This is a genomic window from Parafannyhessea umbonata, from assembly GCF_900105025.1.
GTDB classification, from domain to species: Bacteria; Actinomycetota; Coriobacteriia; order Coriobacteriales; family Atopobiaceae; genus Parafannyhessea; species Parafannyhessea umbonata.
The window spans coordinates 560,723-585,459 of the sequence record NZ_LT629759.1; the positions used below are offsets into that span (position 1 = coordinate 560,723).

Consider the following 24,737-nt stretch of genomic DNA (forward strand, 5'->3'; position numbering starts at 1 on the left):
GGGGACGACAAGCGGACTTGGAGAATCAGTCGGTCATTCGAATGCTTGTGATGACCGGCTGATGGTCCTTCTCGACCGTGCCATTGTTGTCCGTGACGGGGGTGTTGTCGCAGATGGAGTCCACGACCTCCATTCCCGAGGTCACCCTGCCGAACGCGGCGTACTGGCCGTCGAGGTTGCTCGAGTCCTCCTGCATGATGAAGAACTGCGAGCTGGCGGAGTTGTAGTCGTCGGAGCGCGCCATGCTGATGACGCCACGCTTGTGCTGGATGGCGTTCGTGACGCCGTTTGCGCTGAACTCGCCCTTGATGCGCTGGTCGGAACTGCCCGTGCCGTCGCCGTTGGGGTCGCCGCCCTGGATCATGAAACCCTTGATTACGCGGTGGAACGTGAGGCCGTCGTAGAAGCCCGCGTTTGCCAGGCGTGCGAAGTTGCTGACCGTGATGGGCGTGTTGGTGGCATTGAGCTCGAGCTTTATCGTGCCGATGCCCTTGACCTCGATCGTGGCGTGGTGGATGCCCGTGTCGTAGCCGTTATCAAGCGGCTTCGTGAGGATCTCCTTCGCCTCGGCCCCGGAATCGCCCTCGTCCGAGGACGATGTTGACGTACCGGTGTTGGAGTCGAAGCACGACGCGAGCGCCAGAGCCGCACCTCCCGCGACGAAGGTGGCCAGGAAGCTGCGGCGGGTGATGTGGTCGTGGGTCATGCTCTTCTCCTCAGAGCCATTGCGGCCAAGGCTCGACCGCGGCTCAAGTCATCGCAAAGTGGCAGTTTCATGAGTCAATACAGGCAATTTTACCAATAAACCTAATATGCTGCGAATTCGATGGGCGAACGGGCATTATTTGCTGCCGTCGGTGCCATATGCATGGCGTCTCGTACCATTTTGGATTGGGTCGGAAGTGTGAGAAGGGCACGCCGCACCGATTGATGCGACGTGCCCCGTGGAAGGTTCTTGTGCCTGGGAGCCATAGGGCGTCCCTGTAGGACGGATGTCCTGCCTTCACCTACTCCAGCTCGAAGGCTCCCGTGTAGAGCTGGTAGTACGTGCCGTGCTGGGCGATCAGCTCGTCGTGGGTGCCCTTCTCGATGATGCGGCCGTGGTCGAGCACGATGATCACGTTGGAGTTGCGCACCGTGGAGAGCCTGTGCGCAATCACGAACGTGGTGCGTCCGTACATGAGGGCGTCCATGCCCTTCTGGACGATCTGCTCGGTGCGGGTGTCGATGGAGGAGGTTGCCTCGTCCAGGATCATGGCAGGGGGGTCGGCTACGGCCGCGCGTGCGATGGAGAGCAGCTGACGCTGGCCCTGTGAGAGCTGGGTGGCGTTGTCGGTGAGCATGGTCTGGTAGCCGTCGGGGAGGCGACGGATGAAGCTGTCCGCGCCGGCGAGCTTTGCCGCGCCGATGCACTCCTCGTCCGTGGCGTCCAGGCGCCCGTAGCGGATGTTGTCCATAACGGTGCCGGTGAACAGATTCACGTCCTGCAGCACGATGCCCAGGGAGCGGCGCAGGTCGCCCTTGCGGATCTTGTTGATGTTGATGCCGTCGTAGCGAATCTTGCCGTCGGCGATGTCATAGAAGCGGTTGATGAGGTTTGTGATGGTGGTCTTTCCGGCACCCGTCGCGCCGACGAACGCGACCTTCTGGCCGGGCTTCGCAAAGAGCGAGATGTCGTGCAGGACGGTGTGGTCCGGCGTGTAGCCGAAGTCGACGTGCGAGAGGCGGATGTCGCCCGCGAGCGGCGTGTACGTGACGCTGCCGTCGTGGTGCGGGTGCTTCCACGCCCAGGTCTCGGTGCGCTCGACGCGCTCCTCGAGCTCGCCGGCCGCGTTCTTGCGCACGTTCACGAGGGTGACGTAGCCTTCGTCCTCCTCGGGCTTCTCGTCTATGAGCGAGAAGATCCGTTCCGCACCCGCGAGGCCCATGACCACGAAGTTGATCTGCTGAGACACCTGGCCGATGGAGCCGGCGAAGCGCTTCGTCATGTTGAGGAACGGCACGACGACGGCGATGGACAGGGCCATGCCGCTGATGGAGGGGTTGGGGAAGCCGGAGGTGAGGAAGGCGACGCCCGCGAGCGCGACGATGACGTAGGCGAGGTTGCCCATGTTCATGAGGACGGGCATGAGGGTGTTGCCGTAGGTGTTTGCGGTGCGCGACGCCTCGTACAGGGCGTCGTTCACGGCGTCGAACTCCTCGATGGTCTTGTCCTCGTGCGTGAAGACCTTGATGACCTTCTCGCCGTTCATGGCCTCCTCGGCGAATCCCTCGGTCTTCGCGAGCTGGATCTGTTGGTCGAGGAAGTAGTGGGCGCTCTTGCCGCCCAGGACGCGCGTTGCGTAGACCATGCAAGAGACCATGGCGAGCACGACGGCGGACAGCGGGATGGAGTACCACAGCATGATGGCGAGGACGGAGATCATGGCGAAGAGCATCGTGAGCAGGTTGGGCAGCGACTGGCCGATGAGCTGGCGCAGCGTGTCGACGTCGTTGGTGTAGTGGCTCATGATGTCGCCGTGCTTGTTGGTGTCGAAGTAGCGGATGGGCAGGCTCTCCATGTGGTCGAACATCTCGTTGCGCACGTGCATGAGCGTGCCCTGGCACACAATGGCGCCAAGCTGCGTGTAGGTGATGTTCGCGGCGAGCGCGACGACGTAGCACGTGATGAGGCCTGCGGCGACCTGGGCGATCTTGGGTGCGGCACCTGCCCAGTCTCCCGTGGGGAACGCGTGCTGCACGATGTCGATCGCTTGTTGCAGGAAGATGGACGGCACGGACGCGAGTACGGACGACGCGATGATGCAGGCGACCATGACCGTGGTGTGCACGGGGTAGTAGTGGAACACGGTGTGCAGGACGCGCTTGAACGTGGCGCCGGGCCGCTGGGAGCCGCGGTGCTCCGAGGCGGGCGTGCTTGCCTGCTGGGACTGCTGCTCGGGGTGCGTGGCCTCGTTCTTCTCGCGAGTCTTGGCGTCGCTACTCATGGTCTGCCTCCTTCTGGTCCTCGTCCATCTGGCTCATCTTCACGTCGTGGGACTGCTTGTTCTGCGTCGTGTACGTCTCGCGGTAGATGGCGTTGGTGCGCAGGAGTTCGTCGTGGGTGCCGATGGCGTCTATCTGGCCGTCGCGCATGACGATGATGCGGTCGCACGACTCGATGGAGCTGGTGCGCTGGGCGATGATGATCTTGGTGGTCTCGGGGATGTAGCTGCGGAATCCCTGCTGGATGAGCTTGTCGGTCTTGGTGTCGACCGCGGAGGTGGAGTCGTCCAGGATGAGGACCTTCGGCTTCTTGAGGAGGGCGCGTGCGATGCACAGGCGCTGCTTCTGGCCGCCGGAGACATTGGTGCCGCCCTGCTCGATGTACGTGTCGTACTTCTGGGGGAAGCGCTGGATGAACTCGTCAGCCTGGGCGAGCCTGCATGCCTCCACGAGCTCCTCGTCCGTGGCGTTCTGGTTGCCCCAGCGCAGGTTGTCCTTGATGGTGCCCGAGAAGAGCACGTTGCGCTGCAGGACGACGGCCACCTGGTTGCGCAGGGTGTCGAGGTCGTATTCGCGCACGTCGTGGCCTCCGACGCGGACCGTGCCCGTTGTGGCATCGTACAGGCGGCTGATGAGCTGGATAAGCGTGGACTTGGAGGAGCCTGTGCCGCCGAGGATGCCGATCGTCTCGCCGCTTTTGATGTGGAGGTCGATGTCCTTGAGGGCCATGCGCTCGGCCTTCTTGGAGTACTCGAAGCTGACGTGGTCGAAGTCGACCGAGCCGTCGGGCACCGAGAGCAGGGGATCCTGCGGGTTGGTGATGTCGCTCTTCTCGACGAGGACCTCGCAGAGGCGGCGTGCGCCCTCCTCGGCCATAGTGACCATCACGAAGACCATGGACAGCATCATGAGGCTCATGAGCATGCTGAAGCCGTAGGTGATGAGCGCGGACATCTGGCCGACGCCCATGAGATGGGCCTTCGAGCTGACGATGGCGTACGAGCCGAAGTAGACGACGAAGAGGTAGATGAGGTCGATTGCGAGCGTCATGAGCGGGGACATCCACGCGAGGATGCGCTCGACGTGCACGAAGTCGTGGTAGAGCTCGCCGGACGCGGCGTTGAACTTGCTCTTCTCGTGCTCCTCGCGGACGAAGGACTTCACGACGCGGATGCCGGAGACGTTCTCCTCGACGGAGTCGTTCAGGCGGTCGTACTTCTTGAAGATGCGCTTGAAGATGGGCATGACCGTGAGGGAGATCTTGAACACGGCGAAGCCGAGAAGGACGGAGACAACCACGAACACCGCGGCCATGGGGCCGCCGGTGACGAACGCCATCACGATGGAGAACGTAATCATGAGCGGTGCACGCACGACGAGGCGGAGCAGCATCATGTACGCCTGCTGGACGTTGTTGACGTCCGTCGTGAGCCTCGTGACGAGCGAGCTGGTGCTGAAGTGGTCGATGTTGCTGAACGAGAAGCGCTGGATCTGCGCGAACACGTCGTGGCGCAGGTTACGCGCGAAGCCGGTCGAGGCCTTGGCGCAGGTGATGCCCGCCATGGTGCCGCAGAAGAGCGAGACGAGCGCCATGAGCACGAGCGTGACGGCGTAGGGGGCGATGTCTCCAAAGCCGCCGCCGAGCGAGATCTTGTCAATGAGGCCGGCCGTCTCGAACGGGATGAGGCACTCGATGACGACCTCTCCCAGGACGAAGAGGGGAGTCACGAGCGAGCTTGCCTTGAACTCGCGCACGCTGGCGCCTAGCGTCTTTACTATCTGGCCGTATGTCAGGCCTTGCTGCTGTTTCGGCATGAGGTCTCCCCTCCGACGTAGCCTTGTCTTTCCCAATGGTCCCGCACGCGCTTGAGCAGCTCGCGGAGCTCGTGCTTCTCGTCCTCCGTCAGGACGGAGAGGCTATCCTTCTCGAACGCCTCCTTGCGGGCGAGCATCTGTCGTGCCGTTTGCGCGCCCTCGTCCGTGAGGACGATGTCGAGCTGCCTGCGGTCGGCCTCGGAGCGCGTGCGCGTGATGAGGCCCTCCGCCTCGAGCTTCGACAGCACTTCCGACAGCGCCGCCGAAGAGATGTGCGAGCGCTCGAGCAGCTCGCGCTGGGGCAGGCGCCCGTCATGCGCGAGCAGGCGCCCCAGAATGACGTTCTTGCCGCCGCGACCGCCCGCATGCCAGTAGAGGAAGTGCCCGAAGAATCCCATGTCGTGCAGGACCTCCGTCTCTGGCGTGGATGCGCGGTCACGGAGCTGACGGCTGGGGTCCGAGTCCCGTTTCGTCAACCGTACCTCCCGTTCGTAGTTCCGTTGGACGAAAAAATGCTAGGTGCCTAGCAAATCGGGGTCAATGCACTTTTGGGATTCGCAAGGCACCTTCATATATATTCTTGTCGGCCCAACGTGACCCAAAGGATGCAAATGGCTGCATAATTTACGCCAGTAAAGCGAGTTTACCTGCGACCTTACAAACAACTTACGCTATGTTAAGCAACTGTAAAGGCCAGTCACGGTCCGGTAAGACAGGCCGGATGACGCCTTTGGGGGGTTCGGAGGGGCATAGCATCCAAGTCGAAACAAGCCACGCGGTCACAACCTTGCCGCCAAGGCTTAAGTCAAAGTGGAAGGATGCATATGTCTCATAGCATGTCTCGTCGCAAGTTCGTCACAATCTCTGGCGCATCTCTTGCCGCGACCCTTGGCCTGGGTCTCGCTGCTTGCGGCGGGAGCTCCGACTCTGATTCTGACGCGTCGAAGTCGGGCTCGTCCTCTGACAAGGGCAAGGAGGTCTCCGGCAACATCACGGCCGTCGGCTCCACCGCCCTTCAGCCGCTGGTCGAGGCTGCAGCGGAGCAGTATATGAACGAGAACCCCGGGGTGCAGATCACCGTCCAGGGTGGCGGCTCCGGTCAGGGCATCACGCAGATCGCCCAGGGTGCCGTGCAGATCGGCAACTCCGACGTCTTCGCGGAGGAGAAGCTCGAGAACAAGGACGACGCCAAGAAGTTGAAGGACAACAAGGTCGCCGTCGTGGGCATGGGCCCCGTTGTGCACCCGGACGTCAAGGTCGACGACCTCACCATCGACCAGCTCAAGGGCATCTTCACCGGCAAGGTGACCAACTGGAGGGAGGTCGGTGGCGGCGACAAGGAGATCGTTGTCATCAACCGCGCCGCCGGCTCTGGAACCCGTGCCACGTTCGAGAACGCCGTCCTTGGCGGCGACAAGGTCCCCGAGGACTTCAGGCCGCAGGAGCAGGACTCCTCGGGCACCGTCGTCAAGATGGTCGCACAGACGCCTAACTCCATCAGCTACCTCGCGTTCTCCTACTTCAGCGACGACGTGAAGGCGCTTAAGGTCGGCGGCGTCGAGCCCAAGGACGAGAACGTCGAGACCAACGACTGGACCATCTGGGCCTACGAGCACATGTACACTGCCGCGAAGCCGGATGCCGCGACGGCCGATTTCATCAAGTACATGCTCTCCGACGACGTTCAGGGCAGCCTCGTCAAGAAGACGGGCTACATCTCGACCAAGGGCATGAAGGTGGAGCGCGACGCAGACGGCAACGTCAAGAAGCTCTAAGGTTCGCGCGTCTCGCCTAACAAGGCATTAGTCAAGGGAGAAGATCGTGTCATCACAGTCCAGACCATCCTCAGAGGTGGTTGGCGTCTCTCCCAAGCGACGGATTGAGCGCAGGGGCCAGATCGTCACTGGCCTCTGCGTCATGCTTGTAGTCGTCTTGGTGTTGACGCTCATCTTCATGGTGTGTTCGAGGGGCATCTCTACCTTCGCGAAGGACGGCATTCCGCTTGGGTCCTTCTTCGCTGGCACAACGTGGAACCCGCACCAGAACGGTGCCGACGGGGTCCCGCTCGTGGGCGCCCTGCCCATGATCGTCGGGTCCTTCTCGGTCACGCTGCTCTCGTGCCTGCTTGCGCTGCCGTTCGCACTTGGTGCCTCCATCTTCGTGGTCGAGGTCGCCCCCGGCTTCGGCAGCCGCGTGTTCCGGCCTCTGACGGAGGTGCTCGTCGGCATCCCGTCCGTCGTGTTCGGCCTCGTCGGCCTCGGCGTCGTCGTTCCGTGGATGCGCGGAATCGTCGGCGGCACGGGTTACGGCATCCTTTCCGCCTCCATCGTGCTCGCCGTCATGATCCTACCGACGGTCACGTCGCTCTCGACCGATGCCCTCGCCGCCGTTCCCAATGCGTATCGCGACGGCTCGTACGGCCTGGGCTGCACGCGGTGGCAGACCGTCGTGGGCGTCGTGCTGCCGTCTGCCCTGCCCGACATCATGACTGCGGTCATCATGGGCATGAGCCGCGCGTTCGGCGAGGCGCTCGCCGTCCAGATGATCATCGGCAACGCGCCGCAGATGCCGGCCGGTCTGTTCACGCCTGCCTCCACGCTCACGTCCGTCCTCACCATGGGCATGGGCAACGAGGCCATGGGCACCGTTGCAAACGACGTTCTCTGGGCGCTCGCCATGGTGCTTTTGGCGATGTCGCTCGTCTTCATCCTCATCGTCCACCTCATCGGAAGGAAGGGGGGCGTAAGGCATGACTAGCAAAGGCGCCGCGGGCGAGAAGAGCGCCGCCGTCGCGGCGGCCAAGGGCCGGGCGGCAGCCCCCTCTGCCGACTACACTGCCACCGTCAGGCGCGCCCGCGTCCAGGACAAGGCCGCAACCGTCATCCTCACGGCCATAGTCGCGCTCATCATCGCGGGCCTCGCCGCCATCATCTGCTACATCCTGGTGTCTGGCGCAGGCAAGCTCGTCGACCCCGGCTTCCTCACGAAGAAGCCGGAGCAGTTCAGAGCCGGCGGCGGCATCGGCCCCGAGCTCTTCAACTCCTTCTACCTGCTCATCCTCACGCTGCTCATCTCGCTTCCCATCTCGCTTGGCGCGGCGATCTTCCTCACGCAGTACGCGCCGCAGGGCCGCGCCACCAACGTCGCGAAGACCGCGATCGAGACCCTGTCGAGCCTGCCCTCCATCGTCGTCGGCCTCTTCGGCATGCTGACGTTCGTGCTCACGTTCCACTGGGGCTTCTCCATACTCTCCGGCGCCCTCGCGCTCACGATGTTCAATATCCCCATCCTCGTCCGCGTCATCCAGCAGGCGCTCGAGGCCGTCCCGCGCGACCAGCGCGACGCCGCGCTCGCGCTTGGGCTCACGCGCTGGGAGGCCACGGTTCACGTCCTGGTGCCGGCGGCCATGCCCGCAATCGTCACGGGCGTCATCCTGTCCGCCGGGCGCGTCTTCGGCGAGGCCGCGGCCCTCATCTACACGGCGGGACAGTCCGCCCCGGCACTCAGCTGGGCGGCCCCCATCACGAGCCTCTCCAACCCGCTGAACGTCTTCCGACCGGCAGAGACGCTTGCCGTCCACATCTGGAAAATCAACTCCGAGGGCGTCGTCCCCGATCTCACGGCCGTCTCGGCCGGCACCGCGGCAGTCCTCATGGTCTGCATCCTCGCGTTCAACATAATCGCCCGCATCGCGGGCCGCGCGCTCGAAAGGAGGCTGACGGCAGAATGACCGACGCAACGCCCATCCAGGCAAGGCCCATCGACCCCGTGCTCCACACGCACGACGTCACGGTCGACTACTCGGGCAAGCGCGCACTTAACGAGACGAGCCTCTCGTTCGAGAGCGGAACCGTCACGGCCCTGATAGGGCCGTCCGGCTGCGGCAAGTCCACGTTCCTGCGCAGCATCAACCTCATGAACAGGGAGATTCCCGGCTGCGTCATCGGCGGCAAGGTCGTGTACCACGACATCAACGTCAACGCCCGCGGCATCGATACCCTGTGGCTGCGCAAGCGCGTCGGCATGGTGTTCCAGCAGCCAAACCCGTTCCGCAAGTCCATCTACGAGAACATCGCATTCGCGCTCAAGAGCCACGGGATGACCAAGCGCTCCGACCTCGACGAGCGCGTCGAGAAGAGCCTGCGCGCCGCCGCCCTGTGGGACGAGGTGAAGGACAAGCTCCGCGATTCCGCCTATGCACTTTCGGGAGGCCAGCAGCAGCGCCTGTGCATCGCCCGGACGCTGGCGCTCGAGCCGGACGTCGTCCTCATGGACGAGCCCTGCTCCGCGCTTGACCCCATCGCGACGTTCGCCATCGAGGAGACCATCACCGACATGGCGAGCCGGGGCATCTGCGTCATCATCGTCACGCACAACATGCAGCAGGCGAGCCGCGTGTCCAACCGCACGGCATTCTTCCTCATGGGAAGCATGGTAGAGTTCGGCGAAACGCCTCAGATCTTCGGCGCCCCGAAGGACCAGCGCCTCAACGACTATCTCAACGGGAGGTTTGGCTAATGGCAGAGAGCATGTCAGTCCAGAACCTCAACCTCTGCTACGGCGACCACCAGGCTCTGAAGGACATCACGCTCGATATGCCCGCCGGCGAGGTCACCGCCTTCATCGGTCCGTCCGGATGCGGCAAGTCGACGCTCCTGCGTTGCCTCAACCGCATGAACGACCGCATCGAGGGCTGTCGCGTGGAGGGCAAGGTGCTCCTGGGCAAGACGGACGTATACGAGAAATACGACGTGTACGAGCTGAGGCGTCGCGTGGGAATGGTGTTCCAGAAGCCCAACCCGTTCCCGCTGTCCATCTATGACAACGTGACGTACGGCCCGAGGCACTACGGGCACCACGGCAAGGCGGAGCTCGATGAGATCGTCGAGACCACACTCAGGGGCGTCGGCCTGTGGGACGAGGTGAAGGACAAGCTCGACCACTCGGGCCTGTCGCTTTCTGGCGGCCAGGCGCAGCGTCTGTGCATCGCACGCGCCCTTGCCGTGAACCCAGAGGTGCTGCTCATGGACGAGCCCACCTCTGCCCTCGACCCCATCTCCACGGGTCTCGTCGAGGAGCTTGCCGTCAAGGTCTCCAAGGAGCACACCGTCATCATCGTCACGCACAACATGGAGCAGGCCACGAGAATCTCGTCCAAGTGCGCGTTCTTCTACCTGGGCGAGCTCGTCGAGGCTGCCCCGACGCCCATGCTATTCGCCATGCCCAAGGACAAGAGGACCGAGGACTACCTCACGGGAAGGTTTGGATAATGGTTACCACCAGAAGCGCCTACATCAGGCAGATAGACCAGCTCGACGGCCACGTCTCCGTCATCGGTCAGGCCGTCGTCGAGGACATCCGCAACACCGCCCTTGCCATCGGCCAGGGCAACAAGGCCGCGGCGCAAGAGGTCGCGGACGGCCACGACGCCTTCGAGCGCCTGCACCGCAACGTCGAGGACACCTGCATGAGCCTCATGCTCCTGCAGCAGCCCATGGCAAGCGACCTCCGTCTGGTCACCGCCTCGTTCAGGGCGATCTCCGACCTCGCCCGCATCGACGAGATGGCCTACGAGACGGCGCTCCTCTCCATGGAGGTCGACCTCGGCACGCCGAAGGAGCTTGCCGACTTGCTGGTGGCCATGGCGAACAACGCGGCTAAAATGGTCCTGCAGGCCGTGGAGTCGTTCGGCAGCGGCGACGTCTCCGTTGCGGAGAACGTCTTCGTGGAGGACGACACGATGGACAGGCTCTACGAGAAGGTTCGCAAGAGCGTCGTCGACCTCCTCAAGGCGGGCGAGGAGCCTGCGAGCGTGGCTCCAGAGATCCTGTCCGTCGCGAAGTACTACGAGCGTATGGGCGACCACGCGCAGAGCGTTTCGGACTGGTCCATCTTCCGCGCTACGGGCTCGTACCGCGGACGCACGATGGGGGAATGACAGAACGTGATTTACTACGTCGAGGATGACACCAATATCCGCGAGCTGACGATTTACGCCCTGAAGCAGGCGGGTATCGAGGCAGAGGGGTTCTCGGACGACACGGAGTTCCGCGTGGCGTGCGCAAAGCGCGTGCCCGAGGCGGTGCTGCTTGACATTATGCTGCCAGATACGGATGGCCTTCAGATTCTGAAGCGCATCCGTCGCACGCCCGGTCTCGAGAACGTTCCGGTCATGATGCTCACGGCCAAGGACACGGAGCTGGACACCGTCCGTGCGCTCGACAACGGCGCGGACGACTACCTGGCGAAGCCCTTTGGCATGATGGAGATGGTCAGCCGAGTGCGTGCCCTTCTCCGCCGTGCGGGAAGAAGTGCCACGGGCGAGAAGAACGAGGTCCTCTCGCTGGGGCCGCTCGCGCTGTGGCCAAAGCGCCGCGAGGTGACGCTCGAGGGCGCCGAGATGGCGCTCACCCAACGGGAGTTTGACCTGTTGGAGTTCCTGATGCGCTACCCCGGCGAGGTCTTTAGCCGCGAGGAGCTGCTCCAGCGGGTGTGGGGCTGGGACTTCGACGGTGGGTCGCGCACGGTCGACGTGCACGTGCAGCAGCTGCGCGCGAAGCTCGGCGACCATGCGGACCTCATAGAGACGGTGCGCGGCGTGGGGTATCGCGCGCGCGGATAGCAGGCAAAGCCGCGGCCCTCGCACATGCGGGGGCCGCGTTTGGATGGGCGGCGACCATGGTGGAATTCAAGTTGGTACGGACTGCGCGCAAGGGCGGGGAGTCGCACGGCGGGGCCTCGCTCTCGCGTCGCATCTTCCTCGCGCTCGCAGGGGTGTGCGTGGCGGCGTGTCTGCTCGTCTCGCTTGCGTCCGCCTACATCTACCAGCGCTCCGTCGTGGAGGACGCCTCGGCGGGCCTCGGGCGCGAGTGCGAGGCTGTGAGCTCGACCCTCAACGAGACGGCGCGCTCCGGTCGAAGCGAGTCCGTCGTGCTGCGGGGGCTTGATTTGGGCGACGTGCGCGCGACGCTCGTCGCAAAGGATGGCACGGTGCTGTACGACTCGCTCGTATCCGCGGCGTCGCTTCCGAATCACCGCTCGCGCCCGGAGGTCGCCCAGGCGCTCAAGGGAGGCAGGGGTAGCTCGGAGCGCGACAGCGAGACCGTGGGCTACGTGAGCATCTACCAGGCGCAGCGCCTGGACTCCGGCAACGTGCTCAGGCTGTCTGAGGACCGCGACGGCATCATGCGCGTCATCGCGAACGACCTGTGGTTCGTCATAGGCACGGTCGTCGTGGTGGTTGGCGTGTCATGGGTCGTGTCGCGTTCGATCGCGTGGCGCTTTGTGCAGCCAATACTGGCGATTGATACCGCCTCGGGAAACGCGGTCTCGCCGTACGAGGAGCTCGACCCGCTTGTGAGGCGCCTGAACGAGCAGCAGGTCGAGCTGAAGGCCCGGATGGACAGGATCATGGACGCCGACGTCATGCGACAGGAGTTCACGGCGAACGTGACCCATGAGCTGAAGACTCCCATCGCGTCGATCTCCGGCGCATCCGAGCTCCTGCGAGACGGCTTCGTGCGCTCGGAGGACGTGCGTGACTTTGCAAGCCGCATCTACGGTGACGCCCAGAGGCTGTCGAGCCTCGTGTCCGACATCCTCATGCTCTCGAAGATGGACGAGTCAGAGCGCGTGGGCGACCAGGCCCTCTTTGGCGAGCCGCAGGACGTGGACCTGCTGTCCGTGGCGCAAGACGTCGTGGACCGGCTTCAGGACAGAGCGTGCAAGGCAAACGTAACGCTGCGCGTGCAGGGCGCGAACGTCCGCGTAAGCGGCTACCCCCGCCTTCTGGACGAGCTCGTCAAGAACCTGTGCGACAATGCCATCCGCTACAATCGCACGGGTGGTTCCGTGCATGTGTTCGTGCTGCCCGTGAACGGCCATCCCACCCTCAGGGTGACGGACACCGGCGTCGGCATTGCGCCGGAGGATCAGCCAAAGGTGTTCGAGCGCTTCTATCGCGTGGACAAGAGCCGCTCGCGCGCAAGCGGCGGCACGGGCCTTGGCCTTGCCATCGTGAAGCACGCGGCCGCGCTGCACGGCGCCACGATCAACCTTTCCAGCGAGCTTGGCCGCGGCACCACGATTACGGTCACGTTCCCTTCGGAAGACAGGTAGGCGGAACACCCCTTGCCATACCGTGCGGATGGGCTGCGCAGATAACGTGGACAAGTGTTGGGTTACGCTCGAGGGCGGCGGGCGCGTCCTGCGGCAGATGCTATCCTGTCGTAAACGACCGGATGGGAGCATCTTGCGCAGGAACATCATCCCCATAGGCGACGTTATCGCCGTCAACCAGATGTTGGAGCGGCGGGGCAGCGCGCTTCGCGTCCACATGCACGACGCGTGCGGTGGCCAGTCCTTCTCGCTCCGCGCGGACGACGGCACGTCCGCGGACGAGGCCAGTCGCCAGGCGGTGGGGGAGTTCTTCTCTGCCCGCGGACATGCGGTGGAGTTTTCTGCCGGTGGCGGCGACTTCTGGGCGGTACGCCCATGAGTGCCAACCAGAACGACAACGTGCAGGGGACGCGCGGCCAGGACGCCGCGGGCGAGAAGAGCCTGACCCAGAGGCTCCGCGGCATGCTCGGCGAGCGCTTCACGCGCTTCGTGGGGTCGTCCCTCATCAGCACCGCGCTCGACCAGATTCTGGCGTTCCTGCTGTTTGGCTGGCTGCGCGGGGTGTTCGTCTCGTCCGACTTCCTGCGCATCTTCACGGCGACGCTCGTTGCGCGCGTGTGCTCCGTGGCGCTGAACTACGCCATCAACATGAAGCGCGTCTTCAACGACGACAAGGCCGACCACGCAAAGATCGAGGAGGCGCACGCGGCGCAGCTCGCCGGCGCCGACGAGGTCGAGGACGTGGAGCTGGACGAGGACGACGAGGCCGGCATCGACTTCGACGACATCGTGGAGGGGCCGGACGACGAGGTCCGCCTTGGCCAGGTCGAGGTCCGTCCCATGCGCGAGAGCCTGCCCCGGTTCATCGCGCTTGCAGCCTTCGTGCTGTTTCTTTCCAGCGTGGGCGTCTACATTGGCCATGTGATTCTGGGGTTCAACGAGAGCGCCTCGAAGATCGTGTGCGACATGCTGCTGTTCTTCGTGAACTACTACTTCCAGCGCACGTGGGTGTTCGCGCGCCGCAAGCGCAAGGCCCACAGGGTGCGCGTGCGTCGCAGGCACCGCAGGGAGAGGGGCGAGCAGTCCTCCTAGAGACACGTTCGCAGGCGCGGTCGGGCTTCCGGCCGCGCCGTTTTCTGTTACGCCATCGCGATGGTCGCGAGGGCCTCGCGTGCGACGTCCTCGGGGGCCTCCTTGGGAAGGACGTGTCCCGCTCCCGGTACGATGACGAGCCTGGAGCCGGGTATGGACACGTGGATGAGGTCCGTCTCCTCGCGCTTGATCTCGTCGAACTCGCCTGCCATGACCGTCGTGGGGCAGGTTATCTGCGAGAGGCCTGCCGGGTCGATCTGGGGATAGACCACCATCATGTGCAGCAGCTCCGCCGTGGTGCGCGCCTCCTGGGGCGTGGGCCTTACGAGGCTGGGGTCCACGTCGCGACGGGAGCCGTCGCCCTTCTCCCAGAAGTCTGCCCATGCAAGGAGGCTCTGCGCGGCCTGCTCCATCTGGAACGAGTCGTCCACGCCGTCGGGCGAGAGGTTGGCGCCGATGGAGAGGAGCGAGAGCGCAAGCTCCGGATGGTCGCGCGCGATGAGGAGCGCCTCGATCGCGCCGTCCGAGAAGCCGAGCAGGTGCGCCTTGCCAAAGCCGAGCGTCGCAAGCGCGGCCAGGGCGTCGTCGGCCATGAGTTCGTAGGTGAGCTCTTCCGTGCCGCGCGTGGACTTGCCCTGCGCGCGCGAATCGACGGCCACGACCGGCCGACCCGACGCGCAGACGGCGTCGATCACCTGGCCAAAGATGCCGTGCTCCTCTCCGTTGCCGTGGAGCATGAGCACCGGGTCCGGCATCTGGGCGGCGGCGTCGGCAAGGTCTGCGTCGGCCGCGCGGGCAAACGAGTCCGGCACGTACGCGAACGCGGCAATTTTTGCGCCGTCTGCCATGGGCACGAGGCGCGCCGCGGCAAGATGTGCCGTCGGCAGGAGGTAGGGACTGGGGAAGTGGAGCTGCGGACGCTCGGGCATGGTGGCCTCCTTCGTGGACTTACACGATGGTAGCCCATGCGGCGTCGCGCGTCATGGCAGCCGTAGGGGGCTTCGGCAACGCGGGCTGCGGCAAGTCGCGGTCCGCAGCCAACGGGGGAGGGCCGCCCGGCGACTCTGGCGCTTCTCATCTATTTATTGAATGTGTATTTACGTAAAAATATATCCATAAGAGATAGCATGCATTGCAATACAAGATGAGGGCTATAGAGATTCAAGAAAGTTGGTCATCACAACGCGAGATAGCTCCATAAGTGATGCTAATTGCTGCTTAAATAGCAGCTTATCAACTTGATTATAAACTTCCTCCGTTTAGCGACAGCAACCTACCATTTAACAACTGATGTTAGAGATAGTTATCTGTAACAAAGCTGAAATACTAAGCTGTGACTCGTTGGCGTATCAATCTAATCATGCCTTGCATAGGTGTGGGAGAGGGGCTGCATGATGCCTGAGTCAAGGGAGAGGAAGCTCGGTCTTTTGGTGTTGGATGCGCGCGCTGCGGTGCGTCGCTTCTCGAAGTGCAGGACGCTCTGCGCCCTTGCCGGCATTGCCGTTGCGGCAGCGCTTGTCTCCCCGGTGCAGGCGTATGCAACAGAGGCCGTTCCCACGGACGCTCCGCAGGGTGTGGCTGCGGAGCAGGTTGCTGCACCAGACGCATCGCTCCAGGTGACGGGGCAGGCGGACGTGACCGTCCAAGCTCCCAGCCAGGCAGAGGACCCCTCAGAGGCGGTTGCCGACTCCAGTGCGGAGGCCAGTGCGCCCGCAGAGCCTGCCGCGCCGCAGGCTGATGCGCCTTCGACAGAGGAGACGCCTGCATCTCAGGAGGCGGCACCGTCTGCGGAGGCTGGATCGGTGCAGCCGGACGCGGCCGTGCCGCAGGCAAACTTTGGGCCCGTTGCACATGATGAGACCATGGGCAACAAAGATGACGTTGCCGCGGCTGACGAGAAGCAGGCGGATGCCGGGACCGCGCAGGCCGGTGCAACGGATGCCCAGAATGCCGCGCTGCATGACGCGGCGATGAAGGCCCTCTCGAAGGCGATTCGCTTCGACAAGTCCGGCACCACGATCATTTTGGACTTCAACGGTGACGGCAAGACCGACGACACGGATTGGGCGGCCTACAAGGACTGGATCAAGACGTACCGCGTGTTCGACTTCAACGGTGACTTCTCGAGCGGCTACAACGGTGGCCTTCAGGTGACGGGCGGCACGCAGCTCGTCGCGAACGGCCACGACAAGGGCCCCGACGACCTCAACATCGGTATCGACGTCGACAAGATCAAGTCGTACTACCTCAACAACATCGGTCAGGCGACCTCGGTCAAGAACCAGTCTCCCTTTGGCAGCTGCTGGGCGTTCGGCGCTACGTCCGCGCTCGAGAGCGCGATCCTCAAGGCGATGGCGGGCGAGAAGGGCATGGCATACGACCCGGCACTCCACCAGACGCCGAACCTCACCAACATCGAGGACGGGGTTGACCTCTCGGAGCTTGAGCTTGCATGGCTGTGCTACTCCCTCCAGCCGGACGGTGACTACATCAAGGACACGCTTCCCGGGGACACCGATTCTGACCGCCTGAGCTGTGGCGGCTGGGGTGCGATGGCCGAGACGATGTATACCGCGTGGCAGGCCGTGGCCAACGAGGCGGACGACCCCTACTGGCCGCTCGGCGTGCCGAAGACGTACGAGAACTTCAGGAAGCTTGGCAAGTTCGTCTGGGGTCTGACCGAGGGTACCAAGACGGCGATCGCCCACGTCCAGGGAGTCAACTACCTGCCCGACCCCGCCATTCTTCAGCTGGACAAGCAGGAGCACATGGTCTACCAGGGCCTGAACCAGAACGCCATCAAGCTCATCAAGGAGGCGCTCGTCAAGTACGGCGCCGTCTCCATCGGCTACCAGGCTGACACCGCGCTTCCTGGCAAGCCGTCGGAGTCCGGCTACTTCAACTCCACGTACTGGGCACAGTACTGCGACGCAGTGGATGACATCACGGACACGCATGCGGTCTGCATCGTCGGTTGGGATGACAACTTCGACCACAACAAGTTCAAGGCCGAGAAGAACGACGTATCGAACCTGAAGGACGGCGCCTGGCTCGTGAAGAACAGCTGGGGCTCCTACGACTGGCTGAAGAAGAACTTCCCGGACGCTGATCCCTCGAAGGCCGGTAAGGCAGCGAACTGGGGCATTACGGATGCAGAGGGCAACCATACGGGATACTTCTGGCTCAGCTACTACGACCACTCCATCGTCACTCCGTCGTACTTCGAGGTTGACCTCGCCTCCGACGGCTTTGACTATGACAACAACTACAGCTACGACTACCTCATCAACGAGTCGCAGATACCGTTTGTGCTTCGCACGAAGGATACCGGGACCGAGGTCGCAAACGTCTTTACCGCAAAGGGTAACGAGGACCTGGCCGCAGTCTCCGTCCACACGTTCGTGGCGGACTCCACCGTCCATGTTCGCGTGTTCCTGGTGAACGACGATGACCTGAGGGACAACGACCCCACGAGTGGCAAATGCGTTGCGGACTTCACGAGCGACCAGCTGGTCTCCGGCTTCCATACCGTGAGGCTCCCCAAGGTCATTCGCCTTTCGAAGGGTCAGAAGTTTGCCGTTGTGGAAAACATCACGTCTGCCGACGCGAACGACGATGCTGGTGGTCGCGTTTCGTACATCGCGCTGGAGACGGGTCTGGCGAAGGATGCCCAGACCGACGACAACATGGGCTATCTCTTCTCGCATGCGAACGCGGACGCGGGTACGACGTACGTGAGAATCCTGACGGAGGATGGCTATAGGTGGATGACGCCGCAGGAGCTTGCTGACAACTACGACGGAGGCCAGATCTTCGAGTTTGGCAACGCCATGGTGAAGGCGTTCACCACGAACGCGCGGGAGGAGTCGGTGCCCGCCGGCGATGTCGCGACGCCCGGCCACGCGCTGCCCGCGACGTACAACGTGGTGACTCAGACCCAGGCGGGTGGCATGGCTGGTTACCAGGCAGCGGCGCGCGCGGCTGCCTCGGAAGCACTGCCTCGCACTGGCGACGCGAATGATGCCGCAACGGAGACGGCGCTCTTTGCAGCCGCCCTCGCCATCATTGGCGCGGGACTTGCGACTCGTCGCGCGAGGGACTAACGACAGGGTAGGCGGGCTGCGGCAGGTCGTGGCCCGCGGCTAGCGGGGGAGGGGGCGCCCGGCGACTCCGGCGCTTCTCCCCAAAAGGAGGGCGTCCGTCGGATTGAGGTCCGGCGGGCGCCCTTGTGCGTCTGGAACAGGTGACGTTGTCTTGGGGCTACTTGCCCTTCTTCACCTGTGAGGGGTGCTTCTGGAAGAAGTCGAAGCGTGGCGGCAGCGCGACGATGGCGTGCTCGCCGGGCTCCTCGCCCAGCTTTTGCGCAAGCTGTCCCGGCGTCGCAAACGCGTTCTCCCAACTGAAGAACAGCTCGTGCTCAAAGCCCATGTGGTCGCAGATCTGCTCGCAGCCCGCGGGCACGGCCGGGTGCATCAGCAGCGTCACGCAGCGGAGCTCGGCAAAGGCGTCCGCAAGGGCCTGCTCGTAGGCGGCGTCGTCGCCGTTGGCGGCCTTGGAGGCGTCGCCCCAGCGCTTGTTGGCGGCGCGGCAGAAGTCCTCCGCCACGGCGAGCGCGCCGTGCGCGTCGAAGGCGTGCGCGCACTTCTCGAACTCGAGGGTCGCCTTGACGCAGGCCTCGACGACCTCGGCGTGCGGGGCGACGGAAGGCAGGTGCGAGTCGCACACGTTTGCCGCGCCATAGAAGCAGCTTCGGGCAAGGCGGTTGAAGATGTTGGTGAGGAAGGCGCTCTCCTTGAGGGCGGGGTCCACGACGCGCGGGTCGTCCTTTACCAGGACCTCCTCACCGGTCTTCTTGTCCTTGTGGCTCACTGACGTGTCGAACGGCTTGGGCGAGAAGGACACGGCCTTCTGGTCGAGGCCTAGGCTCAGCCAGTGGGCGCGCAGCTGCTCGGGGGTGTAGTAGTCCAGCAGCTCCGCGGCCATGGGCGGCTTGATGGCGCCCGAGCTGGACGCCTTCTTGTTCATGAACAGGATGTGGTAGTTGGCGACGGGGATGTCCTGCGTGAGGCCCCAGTCGAGGGCCTCCCACAGCGCGGGCTGGACCACGCAGTAGAAGTAGATGTTGTCCTGCCCGATGAACTGGTACACCTTGGCGTCCTTCGAGCACCACCAGTCGCGCCAGTCGTCCGTGGAGTAGCGGCCCGTACCGGCCTTCGCGTCCGCGTCGAGCACGGTCTGCGTGAAGCTGATGGGCGCCCAAAGGCTCTCGGGCCAGCACCACACCGTGAGGTCGTGCGTGCCCTCGAGGTTGGGCGCGGCGACGCCCCACTCGATGTTGCCGGTGATGCGGAACGGCAGGAGCGTCTTGCCCGTGCGGAAGCGGACGCCGGACGACTCGAGCACCTCGCGCGCGCTGTCGCGGTCCTCCCAGTTGGCAAAGCCCACGGAGAACGACGCCTGGCCCTTCTCGGCCTCGCGGACCGTGTGCTGGGGGAGCTTGGACTCCACGGCGTCAAACTGGTCACGGAACTTGCTCTGGATGTAGATGACCGGGTCTGCGAGGGACTCGCGCACCGTCTTCGTGACGATGGTGCGCACCTGCGGGTCCGCATCCCACTCGTCCATGAGGTCGTCGAGGACCTCATGGAAGCGCGGCAGGTCGAAGTACCAGTTGTCAACGGGGCGCAGCTCGGGCGTGGTGCCCGTGAGCTGGCTCACCGGGTTGATGAGCTCCTCCGGGTCAAACTGGTGGCCGAGGTCGCACTCGTCAGCGTAGGCCTTCTCGCTCTTGCAGCCGCGCACGGGGCAGCGCCCCTGCACCTGGCGGCCGTTGAGGAAGGTCTGGGCCTTAACGTCAAAGAACTGGCGCGTGGTGCGCTTGACGAGGACGCCCTTCTCGTGCAGGCGGCGGATCAGCTTGTCGGACAGCGCCGCGTGGAAGGGCTTTGCGGGCTCGAGGCCGGAACCTGCGAAGATGTCGAGCGAGATCTGGTAGGCGTCGAGCGCCTCCTTCTGCAGGTCGTGGTTGTGGCGCACGTAGTCCTCGATCGTACCCGCGTAGCCCTCGCCCTCGACCTTCTTGCGGTAGCCCTCCATGATGGGGGAGCCAAAGCAGTCCGTGCCGCTGACGAAGACGACGTTCTGGGCGCCGATGCGGTCGCGCAGGAAGCGCGCGAAGAAGTCGGCGGGAACGAAGACGCCGCCGATGTGGCCAAAGTGCAGGTTCTTGTTTCCGTATGGCATGCCGCCCGTGATGATGGCACGCTTGGGGAAGGTTGGGCGCGCGGCCTCGGTCGCGCTGTCGAGCTCTGTTGCCATGGGGTTGAACCTCTGTCCTATCGCGTTGTTGCCGCCTGCGTGCGGCGGCACTCGTAACTGCTCGATTATCGCACAAGGCTCGCGGCGGCGCAGGTCTCGCGGCGGCGCAGGTGGGTATGCTAGTGACCGGGGCGTGCGTGCGGTGCGCGCACGCGGCGCATGGGCGAGAAGGGCGGCTGCCTTTGGGCGGGACGCCCGCCGGGAAGGAGGCCAGCCATGGCGTACGGCGTGTTCACGGCGCAACCGCTTTTGCTGAGCTCCGGCGGCTTTCCGCTGCTTGGGACGGCGCACCTGGCGTGGCTCGTCGCGTGCGCCGGGGTCGTCGCCCTGGTGGAGCGCGCGCACGCGCGTGCGCGCCGGCCAAGGCTCGTGCTCCTTGCGGCATCGGTGGTGATGCTGTCACTTCTGGCCAGCGAGGACGCGCTCATGATCTTCTCGCACACCTTCACGAAGGCCTGGTGGCCGCTTCACTTCTGCAACTTTGCCGAGTACCTGTGCCTGGCTTACTCCATAAGGCCGAGCCACGCCTGCCGGGAGCTGCTGCTGACGCTGGGCCTCATGGGCGGCATGGCGGCGATGCTCTTTCCCGGCTGGCTGGCGTGCCCGCCCTACACGTGGCCCGTGGCCTGCGGGTTCATGGAGCACGCGCTGATATTTGCCGTCTCGTGGTGCGCCGTGCGCGAGGGCCGCGGCCGCTTCCGCCTTCGGGACGTGCGAGTGAGCCTCGCGTTCGTGGCGGCCTACGTGCTCTTCTTCAGGTGGTTCAACGCGCTCTTGGGCTCGAACTACGGCTTCGTGAGCGGACCGGCGTATGGCACGCCGATCGAGTGGTGGTACGACGCGCTGGGCGATCCCCTGTATCTGCTGCCATACGCGCTCTGCTTCTGCGTGGCGGCGCTTGCGCTCAACCGGTGGGCAAGCTTGTGGTCTGCGGCCGCGCAAGGGGAGAAGGGCGGACAGCGCGAGAAGGGCCGCCGTCGGGGGCTTGCCCTGCCAAACCGAGGGGGCGGTCACCCATGCGCGTGATTGGCACGGTCAACGTGCTGAAAGACGCGGACGTACAGCATGCCATGGTCTCCGCGTCGTGGGCGATCATGGGCGCGGGTGCGGCAATCGCCCTCGTGCTGTGGCTCGTGTCACTCGCGTCTGGCAGGCACGTGCTTGAGCCTGTGGGCCCGGGCTGGGTGCTGGGCCTTGTGGTGGCGTCGGCCGTCGCGCTTCCCGTGCACGAGCTGGTGCATGCCGCGGCCTTCGTGATCCTGGGCTCGAGCGACGTCCACGTGAGCTTTGGCATCAAGGACTTCATGCTCTATACCTCTGCAAATGGCGCGGTGCTTCCCCGTGGGCGCTTCATGGCGGTGCTGCTTGCGCCATCCGTCGTGGTCACGGCGCTGTTCGTGCTGGCGGGATGCGTATGGCACGCCCCGCTGTTCGCGCTCCTGGGCGGCGCGTTCCACCTGGCGGGATGCACGGGAGACCTCGACATGGTGCGCATCATCGCCCTCACGCCGGCTGCGACCTTCGTGCGAGACTCTCCTGCGGGGGTAGACCTGCTTTCGGAGGAGTAGCGGACCCCGGGGGAGTCGAGATGGCCCCGCCAGCGTTTGCACCTCGTAACGCGCGAGGCCGCCGCACTTCTCCTATGAGCAATCTTTGCTAGCATGACCGCAAGCCCGCGTGGCGACCCATGATGCCGCGGCGGGCGCTCGGTCCAGGAGACCCTCAGGGAGGTTCCATGCTCAGGTGCAACTACCACACCCACACCTCGATGTGCGACGGATCGGATACGCCGGAGGACGTCGTGCGCGAGGCCATCGCCAAGGGCTTCGAGCATCTGGGCTTCTCCGGGCACATGGATCCTGACATCCACATGGACTGGCCCGCCTACGTGGCGGAGGTCCGGCGTCTCCAGTCCGCGTATGCGGAGCGCATCGACATCCTCCTCGGCGTCGAGCTCGACAACGTCTACGATCCCGCGTGCTGTCCGGGCGCGGAGTACGTCATCGGCTCCACGCACTTCCTGGACGTCGACTCAGAGGTCCCACTCTCCGTTGACAGTAGCGTCCAGGACATGCGCCGCCTGTGCCACGAGTTCTTTGCGGATGACTACTACGCGCTCGCCCGCGCGTACTTTGACCTCGAGGCCAGGGTGTACGACCGCCTGCAATGCACGTGGGTCGGCCACTTCGATTTGGTGACGCGCTTCAACGACGAGGCGCACTTCTTGGACGAGTCTGACCCGCGCTACACGGCGCCGGCACTCGAGGCCATGGAGTACCTGGTGGGAAAGGACGTTCCGTTCGAGATCAACTGCGGCGCCGTCAACCGCGGCCGCAAGGCGGAGCTCTACCCGCGTCGCGAGCTGCTGCGCGCTCTTCACGACTTCGGTGGCCAGATCCTCATCAGCTCGGACGCGCACCAGAAGGAGCTCCTCGACGGCGGCTTCGACGTCGCGGTTCGCACGGCCATCGACTGCGGCTTCACGCACGTCAACTACCTTGCCCACGATGCCCAGGGCAAGGTCGAGGTGCGCCAGGTCGCGCTCGACGGCCTTTACTAGCGGCTGCATTTCGCGTGGGCGAGAAAAGCCGCGCGGCGTGCCCGCAACGTGCCCTCGAAGCTGTATATAAAGCCCTCGTTTGGGGTATTCCTCACTCACTTGCTGGCGGTGGTCGCCGGCACGAGTGAAAGGAACCGACATGGGTTTCATCGGCACCGTCATTCTGGTGGTTGTCATCGTGGCCATCGTGCTCTCCACGGGGTACGTCGTGCGGCAGCAGCACGTGGCCATCATCGAGCGCCTGGGGCGCTTTCACGGATTTGCTGGTCCCGGCTTTCACGTCAAGGTGCCCTTCATCGACGTGACGCACGACGTCAGCCTCATGACCGAGGACGAGCACATGACGTTTGACGCCAAGACCAGCGACAACGTCACGATCGAGCTCGACGTCTCCATCCAGTACCACGTGGACTCGCACGACATGGACGCCCGCCAGGAGTCCGGCGTCTACAAGAGCTTCTACACCCTGCAGGACCCGGTCGGCCAGATGCAGGACTACCTCGCGGACGCCCTGCGCTCGCAGATTCCCGCGCGCACGCTGGACGAGGTGTTCAGCGAGAAGGACGCCATCGCACACGCGATCGACGAGGTGGTGGCCGCCAAGATGCGCGACTACGGCTACGTGCTCGTGACGACGCTCATCACGCGGATCAAGCTCCCGGGCGAGGTCCAGGAGTCCATGAACCACATCATCGCGTCCAAGAACAACCTGGAGTCCGCCAAGAACGACGCCGAGGCCGCGCGCGCCAAGACGGTCATCGCGGCTCAGGCAAAGGCGGAGGCCATGGCGGCGGAGGGCAAGGGCATCGCGGACCAGCGCATCGCCATCGCCCGCGGCATCAAGGAGTCCATCGACACCATCAAGGGTGCCGAGATGAACGAGGGCGAGGCCAACCGCCTGTTCGAGTTCACCCAGTGGATCGACATGATGAACCAGTACGCCGCAAAGGGTCCCTCGACCGTGGTGCTCCCCAGCGACTTCGGCCAGACGTCGAGCATGTTCGACCAGGTCGTGGCCGCCCAGAACGCGCCGCGTCCCGCCGGCACCCCGCAGGCGCCTGTCGACCCGTACCGCAGGAGCGGCTCGGAGGGCTGGGGCGACGCCGGCAAGGGCGGCCACGCCGGCTCCGCAAAGTCTCACAGGTAGCTGGCGCCGCACACATTAGTGGGTGCCATGGCCGCGCGCCATGGCACCGCGCCTCCGGGCGAGAAGGCCAGCCCTTCTCGCCCGGCCCTTTCCGTGCGCGCGCTCCGTGCTTCGTGCTACGCCCGTGCGGGCAGGTTCGCCTCGGCCCACTCGATCACGTGGCCGCGCATCGCATGTACGAGCTCGTTTGCCCAGAAGCCCTCGCACAGATCGGGCATAACGTCCAGCGCAAAGACCCTCAGCGTGTACACGTGGTCCCTGTCAGGTGGCTGCGGGCCGTTGTATCGGCAGGTCAGCAGCGGGTCAGAGCTGCCCACGAGCCTGCTTGCGGATGAGTTTCTGCCTTGCACCATGCCAAACGACCCCAGGTTCGACGCGTCCTCCGGGAAGGAGAGCCGCCCGTCGCGCGCGAACGAGGCGTCGATTCCTGCCGCGACCCAGTGGATCCACGTGAAGCCGCACACGGGGATGGAGTCGTAGTCCGTGAACGCGATCGCAAGCGAGCGCGCCTGCTGCGGTATGCCCGCCACCTCGAAGGGAAACGACGTCGTCGGCGTCTGAGCGTACAGGTGCGCTGCGTCCGCGTACTTCGCGTAGCGGTCCGGAACCATGCCGTTCTTGTCGAGCCCAACCCTGATGTCCATGCTGCCTCCCATCGTTGGCGTATGCTCTCATCTTACTAGCGTCAGGCGAGCATGGGGG

22 protein-coding genes are annotated in these 24,737 nt (G+C 64.5%); 15 read left to right on the plus strand and 7 right to left on the minus strand.

All coding sequences use genetic code 11. The annotated features are described in order from the left end of the window. Window positions 1-25: 25 nt before the first annotated feature. The 4 genes from BLT96_RS02510 to BLT96_RS02525 all read right to left on the minus strand — a co-directional run bounded on the left by BLT96_RS02510 (window position 26) and on the right by BLT96_RS02525 (window position 5,276). Entirely contained in the window at window positions 26-706 is a 681-nt protein-coding gene (locus BLT96_RS02510; protein WP_090861476.1) for a peptidylprolyl isomerase, read from the minus strand. A 301-nt stretch (window positions 707-1,007) separates the two neighbouring features. Further along, window positions 1,008-2,987, minus strand: a complete 1,980-nt coding sequence (locus BLT96_RS02515) for an ABC transporter ATP-binding protein (RefSeq protein ID WP_090861477.1) — start codon at window positions 2,985-2,987, stop codon at window positions 1,008-1,010. Beyond that, a complete protein-coding gene (locus BLT96_RS02520) occupies window positions 2,980-4,800 on the minus strand; it encodes an ABC transporter ATP-binding protein (protein WP_172824969.1) in 1,821 nt (606 codons plus the stop codon). Before BLT96_RS02520 ends, BLT96_RS02515 begins: the two co-directional genes overlap by 8 nt. After that, window positions 4,776-5,276, minus strand: coding sequence for a MarR family winged helix-turn-helix transcriptional regulator (locus tag BLT96_RS02525; RefSeq protein ID WP_245719307.1), 501 nt, complete (start codon window positions 5,274-5,276; stop codon window positions 4,776-4,778). The genes BLT96_RS02520 and BLT96_RS02525 overlap by 25 nt, the downstream gene beginning before the upstream one ends. A gap of 348 nt (window positions 5,277-5,624) precedes the next feature. Between BLT96_RS02525 and BLT96_RS02530 the strand changes: the two genes are divergently transcribed. From BLT96_RS02530 to BLT96_RS02575, 10 genes are all read left to right on the plus strand, one after another. Continuing rightward, window positions 5,625-6,575, plus strand: a complete 951-nt coding sequence (locus BLT96_RS02530) for a phosphate ABC transporter substrate-binding protein PstS family protein (protein WP_216627902.1) — start codon at window positions 5,625-5,627, stop codon at window positions 6,573-6,575. A gap of 46 nt (window positions 6,576-6,621) precedes the next feature. Next, a complete protein-coding gene (gene pstC, locus BLT96_RS02535) occupies window positions 6,622-7,557 on the plus strand; it encodes a phosphate ABC transporter permease subunit PstC (RefSeq protein WP_245719308.1) in 936 nt (311 codons plus the stop codon). Further along, on the plus strand, window positions 7,550-8,530 hold the full coding sequence (pstA, locus tag BLT96_RS02540) for a phosphate ABC transporter permease PstA (RefSeq protein WP_090861480.1): 981 nt from the start codon (window positions 7,550-7,552) through the stop codon (window positions 8,528-8,530). The genes pstC and pstA overlap by 8 nt, the downstream gene beginning before the upstream one ends. Further along, window positions 8,527-9,318: a phosphate ABC transporter ATP-binding protein PstB gene (gene pstB / locus BLT96_RS02545; RefSeq protein WP_090861482.1), complete on the plus strand. Its 792-nt coding sequence runs from the start codon at window positions 8,527-8,529 to the stop codon at window positions 9,316-9,318. The genes pstA and pstB (BLT96_RS02545) overlap by 4 nt, the downstream gene beginning before the upstream one ends. Then, entirely contained in the window at window positions 9,318-10,070 is a 753-nt protein-coding gene (gene pstB, locus BLT96_RS02550; protein WP_090861484.1) for a phosphate ABC transporter ATP-binding protein PstB, read from the plus strand. The genes pstB (BLT96_RS02545) and pstB (BLT96_RS02550) overlap by 1 nt, the downstream gene beginning before the upstream one ends. Beyond that, window positions 10,070-10,738: a phosphate signaling complex protein PhoU gene (phoU, locus tag BLT96_RS02555; protein ID WP_090861486.1), complete on the plus strand. Its 669-nt coding sequence runs from the start codon at window positions 10,070-10,072 to the stop codon at window positions 10,736-10,738. The genes pstB (BLT96_RS02550) and phoU overlap by 1 nt, the downstream gene beginning before the upstream one ends. A 6-nt stretch (window positions 10,739-10,744) precedes the next feature. After that, window positions 10,745-11,422 carry a response regulator transcription factor gene (locus tag BLT96_RS02560; RefSeq protein WP_090861488.1) on the plus strand — a complete coding sequence of 226 codons (678 nt, stop codon included), beginning with the start codon at window positions 10,745-10,747 and terminating at the stop codon, window positions 11,420-11,422. A 56-nt stretch (window positions 11,423-11,478) separates the two neighbouring features. Then, entirely contained in the window at window positions 11,479-12,918 is a 1,440-nt protein-coding gene (locus tag BLT96_RS02565) for a sensor histidine kinase (protein ID WP_090861490.1), read from the plus strand. Between the two features lie 133 nt (window positions 12,919-13,051). Then, complete coding sequence (locus BLT96_RS02570) at window positions 13,052-13,297, plus strand: RDAC family protein (protein WP_090861492.1); 246 nt, start codon at window positions 13,052-13,054, stop codon at window positions 13,295-13,297. Continuing rightward, window positions 13,294-14,010 (plus strand): GtrA domain-containing protein, encoded by a 717-nt coding sequence (locus BLT96_RS02575; protein WP_090861494.1) that lies wholly within the window; start codon window positions 13,294-13,296, stop codon window positions 14,008-14,010. Before BLT96_RS02570 ends, BLT96_RS02575 begins: the two co-directional genes overlap by 4 nt. A gap of 47 nt (window positions 14,011-14,057) precedes the next feature. Here the strand turns inward: BLT96_RS02575 and BLT96_RS02580 are convergent, their stop codons facing one another. Continuing rightward, on the minus strand, window positions 14,058-14,939 hold the full coding sequence (locus BLT96_RS02580; RefSeq protein WP_090861496.1) for an alpha/beta fold hydrolase: 882 nt from the start codon (window positions 14,937-14,939) through the stop codon (window positions 14,058-14,060). Between the two features lie 462 nt (window positions 14,940-15,401). Between BLT96_RS02580 and BLT96_RS02585 the strand changes: the two genes are divergently transcribed. Continuing rightward, entirely contained in the window at window positions 15,402-18,113 is a 2,712-nt protein-coding gene (locus BLT96_RS02585; RefSeq protein ID WP_157692120.1) for a lectin like domain-containing protein, read from the plus strand. Between the two features lie 157 nt (window positions 18,114-18,270). On the opposite strand, the gene BLT96_RS02590 is transcribed toward BLT96_RS02585, so the two are convergent. Beyond that, window positions 18,271-20,328, minus strand: a complete 2,058-nt coding sequence (locus BLT96_RS02590) for a class I tRNA ligase family protein (protein ID WP_090861500.1) — start codon at window positions 20,326-20,328, stop codon at window positions 18,271-18,273. 216 nt (window positions 20,329-20,544) lie between these two features. On the opposite strand from BLT96_RS02590, the gene BLT96_RS02595 reads away from it, so the two are divergent. The 4 genes from BLT96_RS02595 to BLT96_RS02610 all read left to right on the plus strand — a co-directional run bounded on the left by BLT96_RS02595 (window position 20,545) and on the right by BLT96_RS02610 (window position 24,035). Further along, the gene (locus tag BLT96_RS02595; protein ID WP_157692121.1) at window positions 20,545-21,354 is read left to right on the plus strand and encodes a TMEM164 family acyltransferase; all 810 of its coding nucleotides are present in this window, start codon (window positions 20,545-20,547) and stop codon (window positions 21,352-21,354) included. Continuing rightward, window positions 21,345-21,896: a DUF3267 domain-containing protein gene (locus BLT96_RS02600; RefSeq protein ID WP_090861504.1), complete on the plus strand. Its 552-nt coding sequence runs from the start codon at window positions 21,345-21,347 to the stop codon at window positions 21,894-21,896. Before BLT96_RS02595 ends, BLT96_RS02600 begins: the two co-directional genes overlap by 10 nt. 167 nt (window positions 21,897-22,063) lie before the next feature. Further along, entirely contained in the window at window positions 22,064-22,888 is an 825-nt protein-coding gene (locus BLT96_RS02605) for a histidinol-phosphatase (RefSeq protein WP_090861505.1), read from the plus strand. A 139-nt stretch (window positions 22,889-23,027) separates the two neighbouring features. After that, window positions 23,028-24,035, plus strand: a complete 1,008-nt coding sequence (locus BLT96_RS02610) for an SPFH domain-containing protein (protein ID WP_090861507.1) — start codon at window positions 23,028-23,030, stop codon at window positions 24,033-24,035. 116 nt (window positions 24,036-24,151) lie between these two features. Here BLT96_RS02610 and BLT96_RS02615 read toward each other — a convergent pair whose 3' ends face one another. After that, window positions 24,152-24,679 (minus strand): YbhB/YbcL family Raf kinase inhibitor-like protein, encoded by a 528-nt coding sequence (locus BLT96_RS02615; protein WP_090861509.1) that lies wholly within the window; start codon window positions 24,677-24,679, stop codon window positions 24,152-24,154. Window positions 24,680-24,737 lie beyond the last annotated feature (58 nt).